The sequence below is a fragment of the Methylobacterium sp. JK268 genome, from assembly GCF_054052225.1.
In genome coordinates this window covers 1-13,586 of the sequence record NZ_JBSVZN010000054.1, presented here as the reverse complement: position 1 = coordinate 13,586, position 13,586 = coordinate 1, and the positions used below count along the sequence as shown (strand labels likewise).

The following is a 13,586-nucleotide window of genomic DNA, read 5'->3' as shown; positions in this document are numbered from 1 at the left end:
TCAGCGCACGATCACCTTCGCGTCGAGCCCGACCCGGTTGTAGAGGTCGACCACGTCGATGTTGCGCATGCGGATGCAGCCCGAGGACGCCGCCTGCCCGATCCGCTCCGGCTCGTTGGTGCCGTGGATGCGGTAGAGCGTGTCCTTGTCGCCGTCCGCGAGGTAGAGGGCGCGGGCGCCGAGGGGGTTCGCCGGGCCGCCCTTCATCGGGTGGACGTGCGGCCAGCGCTTGACCATCTCGGCGGGCGGGTTCCAGTCGGGCCACGCGGCCTTGCGGAAGACGCGGGCGGTGCCGGTCCAGCCATAGGCCTCGTCGCCCACGGTCACGCCGTAGCGGACCGCCTTGCGGTCGGGCAGCACGTAGTAGAGCTGGCGCTCCTTGGTCTGGACCACGATGGTGCCGGGCGGCTCACCGGTCGGGTCGTCGATCAGGTAGCGGGCGAAGCGCGGGTCGGGGTCGGCATCCGGGATCATCGCCATCCAGGCCGCGTCCTGCGCCGAGAGGGACGGGTCCGGTATGCTCCTGTAGCTGCACCCCGACAGGAGCGCGGCAGTGATGAGGGCGAGAGCTGCGCGGCGCATGGGACGGTCCGGACCTCGGTCGAGCCGGTCGTGGCATGGTTGACCGGTGATGAAGTCGTAGAGCGTGGCCGTTCGCGCGCGAAGCCGTTTCATCCCGGCCGGCGCGCGAAAGACCGGGCGTGTTGCGCCGCGGCCAGCCTCCTGCCACGGTGTCGACCAGACGCAGGGAGGGGCCGCGAGGGCCTGATCGGGCATGACGACGCTGTTTCTCTGCCATCCCGCCTCCCTCGACCACGCGACGCCGCACGGCCATCCCGAGCGCGCGGCCCGCATCCGCGCCATCGAGCACGCGCTGGAGGACGAGCGGTTCTCGGGCCTCGTGCGCGAGCAGGCACCCCGGGCCGACCTCTCGGTCGCGACCCTGGCCCATCCCGAGGCCTACGTGGCGGCGATCGCCGAGGCCGCGCCGCACGAGGGGCTGGTGGCGATCGATTCCGACACGGTGATGTCGCCCGGCACGCTGGAGGCGGTGCAGCGCGCGCTCGGCGCCGCCGTGCAGGCGGTGGACGAGGTCATGGCCGGCCGCGTCGCGAACGCCTTCGCGGCGATGCGCCCCCCGGGCCACCACGCCGAGCGCAGCCGCGCCATGGGCTTCTGCTTCTTCAACCAGGCGGCGGTGGCCGTGCGCCACGCGCAGAGGGCGCACGGAGCCGAGCGCGTCGCCCTCGTCGACTGGGACGTGCACCACGGCAACGGCTCGCAGGACATCTTCTGGCGCGACAAGTCGGTGCTGTACGGCTCGACGCACCAGATGCCGCTGTATCCCGGCACCGGCGCCGCCTCCGAGCGGGGCGATTACGACACGATCGTCAACGCGCCGCTCCACGCGGGCGACGACGGCGAGCGCTTCCGGGAGGCGTTCGAGGCAGCGATCCTGCCGCGGGTCGACGCGTTCCGGCCGGACCTGATCGTGATCTCGGCGGGCTTCGACGCCCATTGGCGCGATCCGCTCGCCAACCTGCGGCTGACCGAGGAGGATTTCGCCTGGGCGACGGGCCGGCTGATGGACCTCGCCGACCGCCACGCGGGCGGCCGGGTCGTGTCGGTGCTGGAGGGCGGCTACGACCTCGACGGGCTGGCGAAGTCGGTCGCCGCCCATGTCGAGACGCTCATGGGCCGGTGAGGTCGAGGAAGCCGAGCAGCACCAGCGGGATGGCGGCCCCGGCGAGGATCGTCTGGGCCGCGGTGATCCCGGCCATCAGCGGCGCGTCGCCCCCGAGCTGGCGGGCCATGATGTAGGACGACGAGGCGGTCGGCAGGGCCTGGAACAGCAGGGCGGTCGTCGCGGCGGCGCCCTGGAGCCCGAGCAGGCGGCAGGCCATCAGGGTCGCGGCGGGCATCAGCACGAACTTCGCCGCCGAGGCGACCAGGACCGGCCGCAGCCAGGTCCGCGCCGCCGCGAGGTCGAGGGCCGCGCCCACGCAGAGCAGGCCCAGCGGCAGCGAGGCCTGGCCCAGCGCCCGCAGCAGCGTGTCGATCCCCGGCGGCAGACCGAGCCCCGTCGCCTTGAGGCCGATGCCGATCGCGCAGGCGACCACGAGCGGGTTGAGGACGAGCTGGCGAGCGACCGTGGCGGGGTCGAAGCGCAGGCCCGCGCCGAAGCGCGCGAAGACCAGCACGCAGAGCACGTTGACCGTCGGCACGATGGCGGCGTTCGCCACCGCCGCGAGCGCGACGCCCTGGGCGCCGAACAGCCCCGCTGCCGCCGAGACGCCGACGTAGTTGTTGAAACGCACCCCGCCCTGGAAGACGGAGGTGAAGGCGGCGCCGCTGCCGCCGAGCCAGGGCCGCAGGGCCACCAGGATCCCGGCCACCGCCAGCGTCGAGGCGACCAGCACCGCGACCAAGCCTGCCACCGGCACCCCGTCGAGCCGGGCGGTGGATAGCCCGTGCACGAACAGCGACGGCAGCAGCACGTAGTAGCCGAGCCGCTCGGCCTGCGGCCAGAAGCTCTCCGCCAGGAACCGGGCCCGGCGGAACGCCGCCCCGAGGCCGATGAGGAGCGCGATCGGGAGGAGCGCGAGGAGCACGGTGGCGATCATGCGGCGACCATAGGGGCGCGCTCGCTTGAGGAAAAACGCGAAGTTCTCGTGCGCGACCCAAGTTCCGCTCAAGGATCGCGGGCGGCGTCGCGCACCGCCTCGCCGAGCGCCGCCGCGAGGCGCTGGGCCGGCCGGTCCTCGCGCTCCAGCAGCACCACGGTCCGGCGCTTCTGCGGCTCGCCGAACGGCAGGCAGGTCAGCGGCGGCAGGGCGCGTCGGGCGGCCTCCGACAAGGGCAGGATCGCGGCGCCCAGCCCCTTGCTCACCATCCGCAGCATCGCCTCGATGCTGTCGAGTTCGACGTCGCCCTCCAGGGGAAGCCGCATCCGGCGCAACTCCTGCGTGAGGGTGCGGCCGGCCCAGGCGCGCCGGTCGAAGCGCAGGAACGGCAGATCCTGCAGGATGCGGCGGGATCCCAGCCCCTCCAGCCCGGGCGGGGCGACGACCCAGAACCCCTCCTCGTAGAGGGGCGTGGCGACGAGCCCGGGAGGATGCGGCCGCACCGGCGCGGTGGTGACGGCGGCGTCGAGGTCGCCGCTGTCGACCCGCACGGCGAGTTCGGCGGACATGCCCGACACCATCACCACCCGCAGCCGCGGATGGGTCTCGCGCAGGGCCGCGAGCGCGTCGGGCACCGGCCCGGTCAGCGCCGTCTGGATCGCGCCGACGCGCAGGCGCCCGGCCAGCCCCCCGCCCGCCTCCAGCTCGGCCGGCAGCCCGTCGTAGAGGGCGAGGATCTCCTGCGCCCGGGCGACGGCCGCGTGGCCGGCATCGGTGAGGACGGGCTGGCGGCGCGAGCGGTCGAACAGCACCGCCCGGAACTCCTCCTCCAGGGCGCGCACGTGCAGGCTGACCGCGGATTGGGTCAGGCCCACCGCCTCCGCCGCCCGCGCGAAGGAGCCGTTGCGGGCGATGGCCACCAGGGTGCGGAGCGCGCGCAGGGACATGACCTCGCCTCGCAATCCCGGTCGCCCGGCCCGTCCGGCTATCCTTCGAGCGGCTCGTCCCCGAGAAGCTCGATCCCGAAGCCCGACAGGCCCACGTAGGAGCGCGAGGCGGAAGAGAGGTTGCGGATCGAGGCGACGCCGAGGTCGCGCAGGATCTGGGCGCCGAGCCCGATCTCCCGCCACTGGTGCACCCGGGCCGCCTCGGCGCCACTCTCCTCCTCGCGGAAGGAGGTCAGCGGCACGCCCGCGGTGCCGTCGCGCAGGTAGACGAGCACGCCCCGCCCCTCCTGGGCGAAGCGGCGCATCACGCAGGCGATCGCCCGGCCGCCCTCGACCACGTCCGCGACGACGTTCGAGCGGTGCAGGCGCACCAGCATGTCGCGCCCATCGCCGATCCGCCCGTGCACGAAGGCGAATTGCTGCATCGGCTCGAAGGGCGTGGTGTAGGCGTAGCCGGTGAGCGTCCCCCACTCGGTCTTGACCGGGAAGGTGCCGACCCGCTCGACGAGCTTCTCCCGGGCCTGGCGGTAGGCGATGAGGTCCGCCACCGAGATCCGGTGCAGGCCGTGCTTCTCCGCGAAGGCATCGATCTGCGGCCCCTTCATCACGGTGCCGTCGTCGTTGGCAAGTTCGCAGATCACGCCGACGGGCGGGAGCTTGGCGAGCCGGCAGAGGTCGACCGCCGCCTCCGTGTGCCCGGAGCGCATCAGCACGCCGCCGTCCCGGGCGATCAGCGGGAAGACGTGGCCCGGCCGCACGAAGTCGGCGGCGCCCATGTTGCCGTTGGCGAGCGCCCGCACGGTGTTGCAGCGCTGCTCGGCCGAGATGCCGGTGGTCAGCCCGTGCTTCACGTCGACCGTGACCGTGAAGGCGGTGCCGAGCGGCGCATCGTTCGAGGCCACCATCGGTTCGAGCCGCAGGCGCCGCGCCTCCGCGCCGGTGATCGGCGCGCAGACGATCCCGCAGGTGTTGCGGATGATGAAGGCCATCTTCTCGGGCGTGCAGAGCGAGGCGGCGACGACGAGGTCGCCCTCGTTCTCGCGGTCGTCGTCGTCCGTCACGACGACGATCTCGCCGCGGGCGAAGGCCTCGATGGCTTCGACGACGGTGGCATGGGGCATGGGGCTCTCCTGACGCGGGGCGCTCAGGCCCAGGAAATCGTTCGGCGTCACGGCTCCGCCGGTCTCCCGGGCGACGAGCGCCGCCGTCTCCCGCGACAGCCAGGCGGCGGGGTTGTTGCACAGGCCCGTCACCGCCGCGGGCGAGAGCCCGCAGCGCCGCGCGAAGTCGATGCGGGACACGCCCTGCTGCCGAAGCCAGTCGCCGAGTTTCACGAGCGCATCATAGCCGGGCCGGCATTTCAGCGAAACTGAAATCGGCTCCGGCGTTCAGTGCCGCTGAATCAGGCCGGTTCACCGACTTGGCCGCGGTGGCGCAGATAGTGGTCGGCGAGCACGCAGGCCATCATCGCCTCGCCGACGGGCACGGCGCGGATGCCGACGCAGGGGTCGTGGCGGCCCTTGGTGACGACGTCGGTCGCCCGGTTGTCGCGGGTGACGCTGGCGCGGGGGTTCAGGATCGAGGAGGTCGGCTTGACGGCGAAGCGGCAGACGATCGCCTGCCCGGTCGAGATGCCGCCGAGGATGCCGCCCGCGTGGTTGGCGAGGAAGGCCGGCCCGCCGTCGTTGCCTGGGCGCATCTCGTCGGCATTGTCCTCGCCGCGGAGCGCGGCCGCCGCGAAGCCGTCGCCGATCTCGACGCCCTTCACGGCGTTGATCGACATCATCGCGGCGGCGAGGTCGGCATCGAGCTTGCCGTAGACCGGCGCGCCGAGCCCCGGCGGCACGCCCTCGGCCACCACCTCGATCACCGCGCCGATGGAGGATCCCTCCTTGCGGATTCCGTCGAGGATCTCGGCCCACTCGGCCGCGGCCTTGGCGTCGGGGCAGAAGAAGGGGTTGTTGCCGACCTCGTTCCAGTCGAAGCGGGCGCGGTCGATCGTGTGCGGGCCGAGCTGGACCAGGGCACCGCGGATGGTCACGCCCGGCAGGACCTTGCGGGCGATGGCGCCGGCCGCCACCCGGGCGGCGGTCTCGCGGGCCGAGGAGCGCCCTCCCCCGCGATAGTCGCGGATGCCGTACTTGGCCTCGTAGGTGTAGTCGGCGTGGCCGGGCCGGTAGCTGTCGCGGATCTCCGAATAATCCTTCGAGCGCTGATCGACGTTCTCGATCATCAGGGCGATCGGCGTGCCGGTGGTGAGCTGGCGCCCACCGGTGCGGTCGTCCGCGAAGACGCCCGAGAGGATGCGCACGGCATCCGGCTCGCGGCGCTGCGTCGTGAAGCGCGACTGCCCCGGTCGGCGCCGGTCGAGCTCGGCCTGGATCTCCTCGGCCTCGAGGGGGATGAGCGGGGGGCAGCCGTCGACCACGCAGCCGAGGGCCGGGCCGTGGCTCTCGCCGAAGGTGGTGACGCGGAAGAGGTGGCCGAAGCTGTTGTGCGACATGGCGGGGCGGTCGGGTCCTGGGGCCTGATGCTCGGCCGGCCGGATCACGGGCCGCCGTCAAACGAACGTGTCGAGGTAGAGCGCGGGGTCCCCTCTCCCGGGTGGGAGAGGGTTAGGGGTGAGGGTGGCTCGGGTTCAGCAAGAAAATGGAACCGTTCAGCTGCCAGCGGCACCGTTTCCGCCTTCCTGCTTAAGCCGAGCCACCCTCACCCCTGACCCCTCTCCCACCCGGGAGAGGGGAAACGCGCTCCTCCTCGAACCGATCGCTCAGACGGCGCCGCGTGGATCCGGACGATCCCACGGGAGACGGGTTCCCCGCGCCGGGATCGGCAAGCATCATGGCCCGAAGCACTAGCGCGGGACGGGGGCCGGGACAAATCGGCTTTACTCCCCGAGCCCGCCGCGCTCCCGCAGCGCCCGGTAGGCGTCGAGCCCGGCGGCGAGGTCGGCCCGCAGGCGGCGCTCGTCGCCGAGATCCGCGAGATCGTAGCTCACGCCGCGGATATGGGCCGCCGCGTAGCCCCGCGGGAGCTCGCCCTCGGCGCCGAGGCCGATCGCGCTTATGGGCAGGGCCTCGGCGACATCCGCGAGCCGCGCCCGCAGGCGGTCTCCGTCGGCGCGCAGATGCGCCTCGGCCCGAGGTCCGTGCGCCCGCATCGCCGCGACGGTGCCCTGCGCGAGCGAGAGATGGACCGCCTCGCGGTCGGCCGGGAACAGGTAGACGAGGTAGAACCCCTCCGTGGCGCTGAGTGTCACGGCGGGATCGAATACGGCGATCCAGGGCACCGCCGCCCAGTGCCGGCCCCGGCCGGGACTGCCCTTGACCGGGAAGCCGCGCGCCGCCTCCGGCAGGGCCGCCCGCACCTCGTCGGGCGCGCCCTTGCGGATCACGTGCGCGAGGGGATGGCCGGGCAGCGGGTCGAGGCGGGCGAGCGGGTACTCGCGGATGATCCGGGCGAGCGCGTGGCCGAGGCTCACGGATGCGCCGTGACGCCGCCGGTCGTCGCCCGCGCCACGCCCGTCGTCGTCGGCAGGGTGAGCGGCAGCCCGCGGGCCGAGCGCGCCGCCAGATAGGCGAAGGCCTGCGCTTCGAGGTGCGAGGAGGACCAGCCGAGGTCGTCGGCGACGGTGACCTCGGCCCGCAGGTGGTGGCGGAGCAGGCGCAGCATTTCGGCGTTCTTCGCCCCGCCCCCGGCGACGATCCAGCGCGGCGGCACTGTTTCCGCGAAGTCGAGGGCGCGCAGGATCGCCCGCACCGTGAAGGCGGTCAGCGTGGCGGCCCCGTCCTCCGTCGAGAGGTGGCCGGCGATCCGGTGCGAGAACCAGTTCCGGTCGAGGGATTTCGGCGGGCGGCGGATGAAGTACGGATGGGTCAGGAGCCAGGCGAGCAGCGCCTCGTCGGGGCGCCCGGCGGCGGCGGTGCTGCCGCCGAAATCGGCCTCGGCCCCGGCGCGCTCGCGCATCCAGTCGTCGAGAAGCGCGTTGCCGGGCCCCGTGTCGAAGGCGAGGAGGCCGTCATCCGCGCCGATCAGCGTGACGTTGGCGACGCCGCCGATGTTGAGGACCGCGAGGGCCCCGTCGAACCCGCAGGCGCGGGCGAGGGCTCGGTGGAAGACCGGCACCAGCGGCGCCCCCTGCCCGCCCGCCGCCACGTCGGCGGCGCGCAGGTCGTGCACGACCGGGATGCCCAGGCGGTGGGCGAGGCTCGGCCCGTCGCCGATCTGCACGGTGAGCCCCTCCCCGGGCCGGTGGATCACGGTCTGGCCGTGGAAGCCCACGAGGGCGATGTCGGCGGGCGCGAGCCCGTTCTCGGCCAGGAAGGCCTCCACGGCCTCCGCGTGGCGCCGGGTGATCAGGGCCTCCGCCTCGGGGAGGCAGCCCGGGCGGGCGCTGCGCTCCCGCAGCCCCGCCGCGTCGGCGAGCGCCCGTCCGAGCAGGGCGCGGTCCTCGTCCGAATAGGCGCGGTAGCCGGTCGGGCCGAGGGGCGCGGCGTGGCCGTTATGGCCGCGGGTCACCCGCACGGCCTCGCCGTCGGTCTCGATCAGCGCCACGTCGACCCCGTCGAGGGAGGTGCCGCTCATCAGGCCGATCGCCCGCATCATCATCCGCCCCCGTGCGTTTCGGGCCGGGCGCTGCTATGAGCGCCGCGCCGTCACACCCGAGCTAGCACGGCGGGCGGGCCCTGTCCCGCCGCCGCACGAGAGGCCCCCATGGCCGCGCCCACCGACTTCGCGCCCCGCTCCGACTTCCTGAAGGTCCTGATCGAGCGCGGCTACGTCCACCAATGCTCCGACTTCGCCGGGGTGGACGAGGCCGCCCGCGAGGGCCGCCTGACCGCCTATGTGGGCTACGATTGCACGGCGCCCTCGCTCCATATCGGGCACCTGCTCTCGATCATGATGCTGCACTGGCTGCAGGCGACCGGCGGGACGCCGGTGGCGCTGATGGGCGGCGGCACCACCCGGGTCGGCGACCCGTCCGGCCGCGACGAGACCCGCAAGATCCTGACGGTCGAGCAGATCGACGCCAACAAGACCGAGATCGGCAAGACCTTCGCCCGCTTCATTCGCTTCGGGGACGGGCCGGGCGACGCCCGCATGGCCGACAACGCCGAGTGGCTGACCCAGCTCAACTACATCGAGATGCTGCGCGAGGTCGGGCGCCACTTCTCGGTGAACCGGATGCTGTCGATGGACAGCGTGCGCCTGCGGCTGGAGCGGGACCAGGAGCTGTCGTTCCTCGAATTCAACTACATGATCCTGCAGGCCTACGACTTCGTGGAGCTGAACCGGCGCTACGGGGTGACCCTGCAGATGGGCGGCTCCGACCAGTGGGGGAACATCGTCACGGGCATCGACCTCGGCCGCCGGCTCGGCACGCCGCAGCTCCACGCCCTGACCTGCCCGCTGATGACCACGGCCTCCGGCGCCAAGATGGGCAAGACCGCCTCGGGCGCGGTGTGGCTCAACCCGGACCTGCTCTCGCCCTGGGAGTACTGGCAGTTCTGGCGCAACACCGAGGACGCGGATGTGGGCCGCTTCCTGCGCCTCTTCACCCTGCTGCCGCTACCCGAGACCGACCGGCTCGCGGCGCTCGGCGGTGCCGAGATCAACGAGGCCAAGAAGGTGCTGGCCACCGAGGCGACGGCGCTGCTGCACGGCCGCGAGGCGGCGGAGGCCGCCGCCGAGACGGCGCGGCGGACCTTCGAGGAGGGCGCCGCCCCCGAGACGCTGCCGACCGTCGAGATCCCTCGGGCGGCCCTCGCTGCCGGGCTCGGCGTGCTGGCGGCCTTCGGCCCGGACCACGCCCGGCTCCTGCCCTCGACCAGCGAGGCGCGGCGGCAGGTGCGCAGCGGCGGCCTCAAGGTGAATGACGCCGCCGTGACCGACGAGCGGGCGACCCTGGGCGAGGGCGACCTCACCGCGGACGGGGTGATCAAGCTGTCGTTCGGGCGCAAGAAGCACGTGCTGCTGCGACCCGTCTGAGGGGTTCGTGCGGGGCCCGGGCCTGAGTCTGGCGCGGGCTGCGGCGAACAAACCCCGCGGGACGGCGTTTCCCCGGTCGCGCCGCCCTCGTGGTCGGCCCGAGACAGGAGACCTACCATGCGGAAAGTCGCGACCCTGACGGCAGCCCTGTTCGTGCTGGCCGGCCCGGCCCTCGCTCAGGGCCGGCCGGCGAACAGCTCGTCGGCCGCCTCGAGCAACGCCGAGGAGAACAACAAGCCCGCCTCGAACTCCGCCGGGGGCGGATCCAGCGGCCGCTAACGCCGCCCCGCGGCCCGCCGGCGAGGCCGGGGGGCCGCACGCGCGACACGAGGGCTCGGCTGCGGACGGCGCGGCGGGGCCGCCCTCCCCGGTCTCCTCGCGCGCCGCGATCGGCGCGGAGATCGCGCCGCCGTCCGGTCGAGCCGTCCGGAGCGCCGCCGACACCTCGTCTCGGCCCGATTTTGCTCCTCGTCACCCCGGCGCCCGATGGACGGGCGGCACCTCTCAGGTCGCGAGATCCGTCCTTGACGCGGCGGGACGGTGCGCCGCGTGCGCGAGCGCTTCGGCGCGCCGGGGCTGCCGCGCATCGTGCCGGTCATCACCAGGACAAACCCATTCAACCTGACGATCCGCCGCGACCGGGAGGTCGAGGGAGCGGCGCTCATCGCCGGTCCCCGGGCGGTCGGCCTGCAGCTGCAGCGCCTCGACCGGTTCGGATGCGCGACCCTCGACACGAACGCGACTCGGTGGCAGCTCGACCTCGCCGCCTCCGCGCCCCGCCGATCCGCGTCGTTGATGGGATCACGACGCCCCGAGGCGGGCGCGACGAGCCAGCGATCGACACCGGCCGGGTAGAATGTGAAGGGGGATCTCGGGAAAGGGCATGAGCCCTTGAAGACATTGGTCGGAGTGGCAGGATTTGAACCTGCGACCCCCACGTCCCGAACGTGGTGCGCCATACTTGGATCGTTGAAATTGCTAGTGTTTTTGTCACTCTCGTGGACCGGAAAGCGCCGCTTTTGCCGGTCATGCGGTCCACGATGCGGTCCACGTTCCGCGCGCGTTCTCCGTGCGGGTGACCCCAGGTGCCAGGACTCGCCCGACGCGGTCCGCCCGGCTACGGTCGCGCGATGTTCGATCTCGCCCGCGCCGCTCCCTCCCCCACTGCTCTCGAATGGTCCCGCGGCCTCGCCAGCCTCTCGCCCGGCCAAGCGCCCTGCCCCGGCTTCCGGCCTGAGGATTGGGCGACAACCCTGGAGAACTGCCGCCGCTTCGTGGACGAGTTCGGAACCGAGGCCGACCGGCTCGGCTGGGACACCCTGACCCTGTTCGGCGTCCACCCGGAGGCTGGCGCGATTCGCGGCGACTGGTGCGGCGTGCTGATACCGTGCTCCTATCCGGTGTTCGAGGTGACGGAGCGCTACCTGCGCCAGCACCACTGGACGTCCTGGAAGGACAAGCCGGGGCGCGGCGAGGCGGAAGTTTGGACGAGAAGGCTCTGATTCGGGTTAATCTACCCTGTCACGCCTCAGAACTTAGGCGTCTGAAGAGCTCAACGCGCTCGGGCGGATAGCCGCGCACCGCCGCCCGACAGGACTCACAAATGCGTGATCAGCGCAACGGCCTCACCGGTTTTCGAGGAGACCGACAGCAACAGTCGCCCGCCTAAGCTAAGTCTAACGCGCCGTGTCGGGTGCTCTCCTCGAGGCGGCCGGCGGACCGGGCTACAGTCTGGACCGATCTCGGCCCGGTCCGCCACTTGCACCACCCATGTCGCGTCTGCGCCATTCCACTTTTCGGCGACTGCGCATCCGGACGGGAGGATTGGCTTGTCGGCACCAGTCACGATCGGCGATCTGCTCCGGGCAGGGATCGTCACCGAGGAACAGCTAAACGCCGCCGTGAAGAGTTTCCTCGCAGATGGCTCCACCACAAGGCGTGAGATCGCCAGCGGGATCACGGTCGATATTGGAGCCGCGGTGGCAGCCGAACCGCGTCTTGCTCGCCTCGCGATTGACGAGACGACTGATGAGACGATGAAGCGAATGGCGATCGGATTTGCCATCCTGCTGGCGCGGCCGGCCTGAAAAAGAGGGCCCGCCGCAGCTACGCCGGGCGGGCCAAGAGACGTCTGGTAGACGGGTGGGCCGTATCCGGTACGCGCTCGCGCCGCATCACCCATTCGGGTGATCTCAGAGCCTCTGCTCGCCTGAACTCACTCCTCACGCAATTGGGGCGCAATGCAGGGGTCACATGTTGCGGGTGTGCCGCGCCGCAATCCCCGCCGCGGCTAAGTCGCCGATCCTCGTTAGTTCCCGATGGCGCAGGACGGCGGCACATCACCGTGTGCGGCAACCCCGAGCACTCACGCGGAACCGCCAAGCCATTCGCCACAGTGTTAAAAGAGTGCTTCTATAATCTGATGCAATCGTATCATCTGATACTGGGACTAGCTCTGTTCGTCTAAGCCCATTGAACTTGAGTAATATACCCTCGTGAGCGTTGATCCTAAGATTTTGACAAGATTGCTTTAAGGTGTTCTGCGACTGTATGTGCCCGGGTTCAGCCTCGCCTCTGAGACGTTCAGCGCCGATGCGGACGAGTTTCGACGCGGCTTCCTTCGTCAATCGGAGGAGTGCCGCCACTTGCTCTTCGGGGACACTCTATGTCGACGCGCAGACCCTGGATGATCGGCCTTTCACTCACGACCCGGATCAGCCTGATCGGCATCGCCGTGACCGCCCTGGCCTGCGCCGGCGCCCTCGCCCTCATGCTCGCCGACCTGCGCGCCGACATGGGCCGCCGCGCCGGCGAGGCCCTCGACCGCAACATGAGGCTGCTGCGTCTCACCCTCGCCGACGAGGGCGGCGCGGCGACTTTCTCGGTCGTTGACGGCCAGTTGCGCGTCGGCACCCACGTCGTCGACACGGCCGAGCCGGCCGTCGACCGCGTCCGCGAGGTCTTGGGCGGCAACGCCACAATCTTTGTCGGCGACACCCGCCTCGCCACGAACGTCGTCGGTGCGGACGGCAAGCGCGCGACCGGCACCAAGCTCGCCCAGGGGCCGGTCCGCGACGCCGTCCTGGTACGGCGCGAAGCTTACCGCGGCGAGGCCGACGTTCTCGGCACCCCGACCTTCACCGCATACGAACCCATCCTCGATCCCGCCGGCGAGGTCCTGGGCATCCTCTACGTCGGCGTACGCAAGGCCGACTACCTCGCGGCGCTGGATGCGACCGTGTGGCGGGCGTTCGGCATCGGTCTCATCCTGGTCCTGGTCGGGACCGGTGTGCTCGCGCTCGGCCTGCGCCGGGCCATGCGGCCCTTGGCCGGCTTGGCGCAGACCATGCGGCACATCGCCGAAGGGCAGGTCGACATCCCCGTCGCCGGGACCGCGCGCCGCGACGAGATCGGCGCGATGGCGCGCGCCGTCGAGGTCTTCCGCGTAGGGCTTGCTCGGACGCGGGAGCTGGAGCAGGAGGCGGCCCGGGCGCGGTCCGACGGGGAGGCGCGGCGGCGGTTGGCGCTCCGAGAGGTGGCCGAGCGCTTCGAGGCGGCGGTCAGCGGCATCGTGGCCGGGGTCACCGCGGGGGCGACGCAGTTGCGCGCCACGTCCGAGGGCATGGCGGACACCGCCACCGAGACCGCCAGCCAATCGACGACCGTGGCGGCCGCCGCCGAACAGGCCGCCTCGAACGTGGCCACCGTCGCCGCGGCGGCGGAGGAGCTCGGAGCGTCAGTGGAGGAGATCGGTCGCCAAGTGAGCGGTTCGGCGGAGCTGGCCCGGTGCGCGGTCGGCGAGGCGGACGAGGCCGCCGCCCTGGTGGGGGCTCTCAGCGAGGCTGCCGGGCGGATCGGAGGCATCGTCGAGGTCATCGCCGGCATCGCCGCGCAGACGAACCTCCTCGCCCTGAACGCCACCATCGAGGCCGCGCGGGCCGGCGAGGCGGGTCGCGGCTTCGCCGTGGTGGCCGCCGAGGTGAAGGAACTGGCCGGCCAGACGGCGCGGGCCACCGAGGAGATCTCC

General features: G+C 72.1%; 14 protein-coding genes. 7 read left to right on the top strand and 7 right to left on the bottom strand.

The genetic code is table 11. The features are described 5' to 3' along the window. Complete coding sequence (locus ACW9J6_RS33660; RefSeq protein ID WP_457120684.1) at positions 1–582, bottom strand: L,D-transpeptidase; 582 nt, start codon at positions 580–582, stop codon at positions 1–3. Positions 583–775: 193 nt separating this feature from the next. On the opposite strand from ACW9J6_RS33660, the gene ACW9J6_RS33655 reads away from it, so the two are divergent. Further along, the gene (locus ACW9J6_RS33655) at positions 776–1,705 is read left to right on the top strand and encodes a histone deacetylase family protein (protein ID WP_457120683.1); all 930 of its coding nucleotides are present in this window, start codon (positions 776–778) and stop codon (positions 1,703–1,705) included. Here ACW9J6_RS33655 and ACW9J6_RS33650 read toward each other — a convergent pair. The 6 genes from ACW9J6_RS33650 to ACW9J6_RS33625 all read right to left on the bottom strand — a co-directional run bounded on the left by ACW9J6_RS33650 (position 1,692) and on the right by ACW9J6_RS33625 (position 8,176). Further along, a complete protein-coding gene (locus ACW9J6_RS33650) occupies positions 1,692–2,624 on the bottom strand; it encodes an AEC family transporter (RefSeq protein ID WP_457120682.1) in 933 nt (310 codons plus the stop codon). The genes ACW9J6_RS33655 and ACW9J6_RS33650 overlap by 14 nt on opposite strands. A gap of 68 nt (positions 2,625–2,692) precedes the next feature. Next, positions 2,693–3,571, bottom strand: coding sequence for a LysR family transcriptional regulator (locus ACW9J6_RS33645; RefSeq protein ID WP_457120681.1), 879 nt, complete (start codon positions 3,569–3,571; stop codon positions 2,693–2,695). Between the two features lie 38 nt (positions 3,572–3,609). Next, positions 3,610–4,692, bottom strand: coding sequence for a 3,4-dihydroxy-2-butanone-4-phosphate synthase (ribB, locus tag ACW9J6_RS33640; RefSeq protein ID WP_457120700.1), 1,083 nt, complete (start codon positions 4,690–4,692; stop codon positions 3,610–3,612). Between the two features lie 281 nt (positions 4,693–4,973). Further along, complete coding sequence (aroC, locus tag ACW9J6_RS33635; protein ID WP_457120680.1) at positions 4,974–6,074, bottom strand: chorismate synthase; 1,101 nt, start codon at positions 6,072–6,074, stop codon at positions 4,974–4,976. Positions 6,075–6,458: 384 nt separating this feature from the next. After that, positions 6,459–7,052, bottom strand: a complete 594-nt coding sequence (locus ACW9J6_RS33630; protein WP_457120679.1) for a DUF3578 domain-containing protein — start codon at positions 7,050–7,052, stop codon at positions 6,459–6,461. Continuing rightward, entirely contained in the window at positions 7,049–8,176 is a 1,128-nt protein-coding gene (locus ACW9J6_RS33625) for an anhydro-N-acetylmuramic acid kinase (protein WP_457120678.1), read from the bottom strand. The genes ACW9J6_RS33630 and ACW9J6_RS33625 overlap by 4 nt, the downstream gene beginning before the upstream one ends. A 108-nt stretch (positions 8,177–8,284) precedes the next feature. On the opposite strand from ACW9J6_RS33625, the gene tyrS reads away from it, so the two are divergent. From tyrS to ACW9J6_RS33595, 6 genes are all read left to right on the top strand, one after another. Continuing rightward, positions 8,285–9,559 (top strand): tyrosine--tRNA ligase, encoded by a 1,275-nt coding sequence (gene tyrS / locus ACW9J6_RS33620; protein WP_457120677.1) that lies wholly within the window; start codon positions 8,285–8,287, stop codon positions 9,557–9,559. Positions 9,560–9,676: 117 nt separating this feature from the next. Then, complete coding sequence (locus ACW9J6_RS33615; protein WP_457120676.1) at positions 9,677–9,838, top strand: hypothetical protein; 162 nt, start codon at positions 9,677–9,679, stop codon at positions 9,836–9,838. Between the two features lie 270 nt (positions 9,839–10,108). Further along, positions 10,109–10,414: a hypothetical protein gene (locus ACW9J6_RS33610; RefSeq protein ID WP_457120675.1), complete on the top strand. Its 306-nt coding sequence runs from the start codon at positions 10,109–10,111 to the stop codon at positions 10,412–10,414. A gap of 275 nt (positions 10,415–10,689) precedes the next feature. Then, positions 10,690–11,061, top strand: coding sequence for a hypothetical protein (locus tag ACW9J6_RS33605; protein ID WP_457120674.1), 372 nt, complete (start codon positions 10,690–10,692; stop codon positions 11,059–11,061). A gap of 327 nt (positions 11,062–11,388) precedes the next feature. Further along, on the top strand, positions 11,389–11,646 hold the full coding sequence (locus ACW9J6_RS33600) for a hypothetical protein (RefSeq protein WP_457120673.1): 258 nt from the start codon (positions 11,389–11,391) through the stop codon (positions 11,644–11,646). Positions 11,647–12,224: 578 nt separating this feature from the next. Next, the coding region (locus ACW9J6_RS33595) for a methyl-accepting chemotaxis protein (RefSeq protein WP_457120672.1) at positions 12,225–13,586 on the top strand (1,362 nt) is incomplete at its 3' end.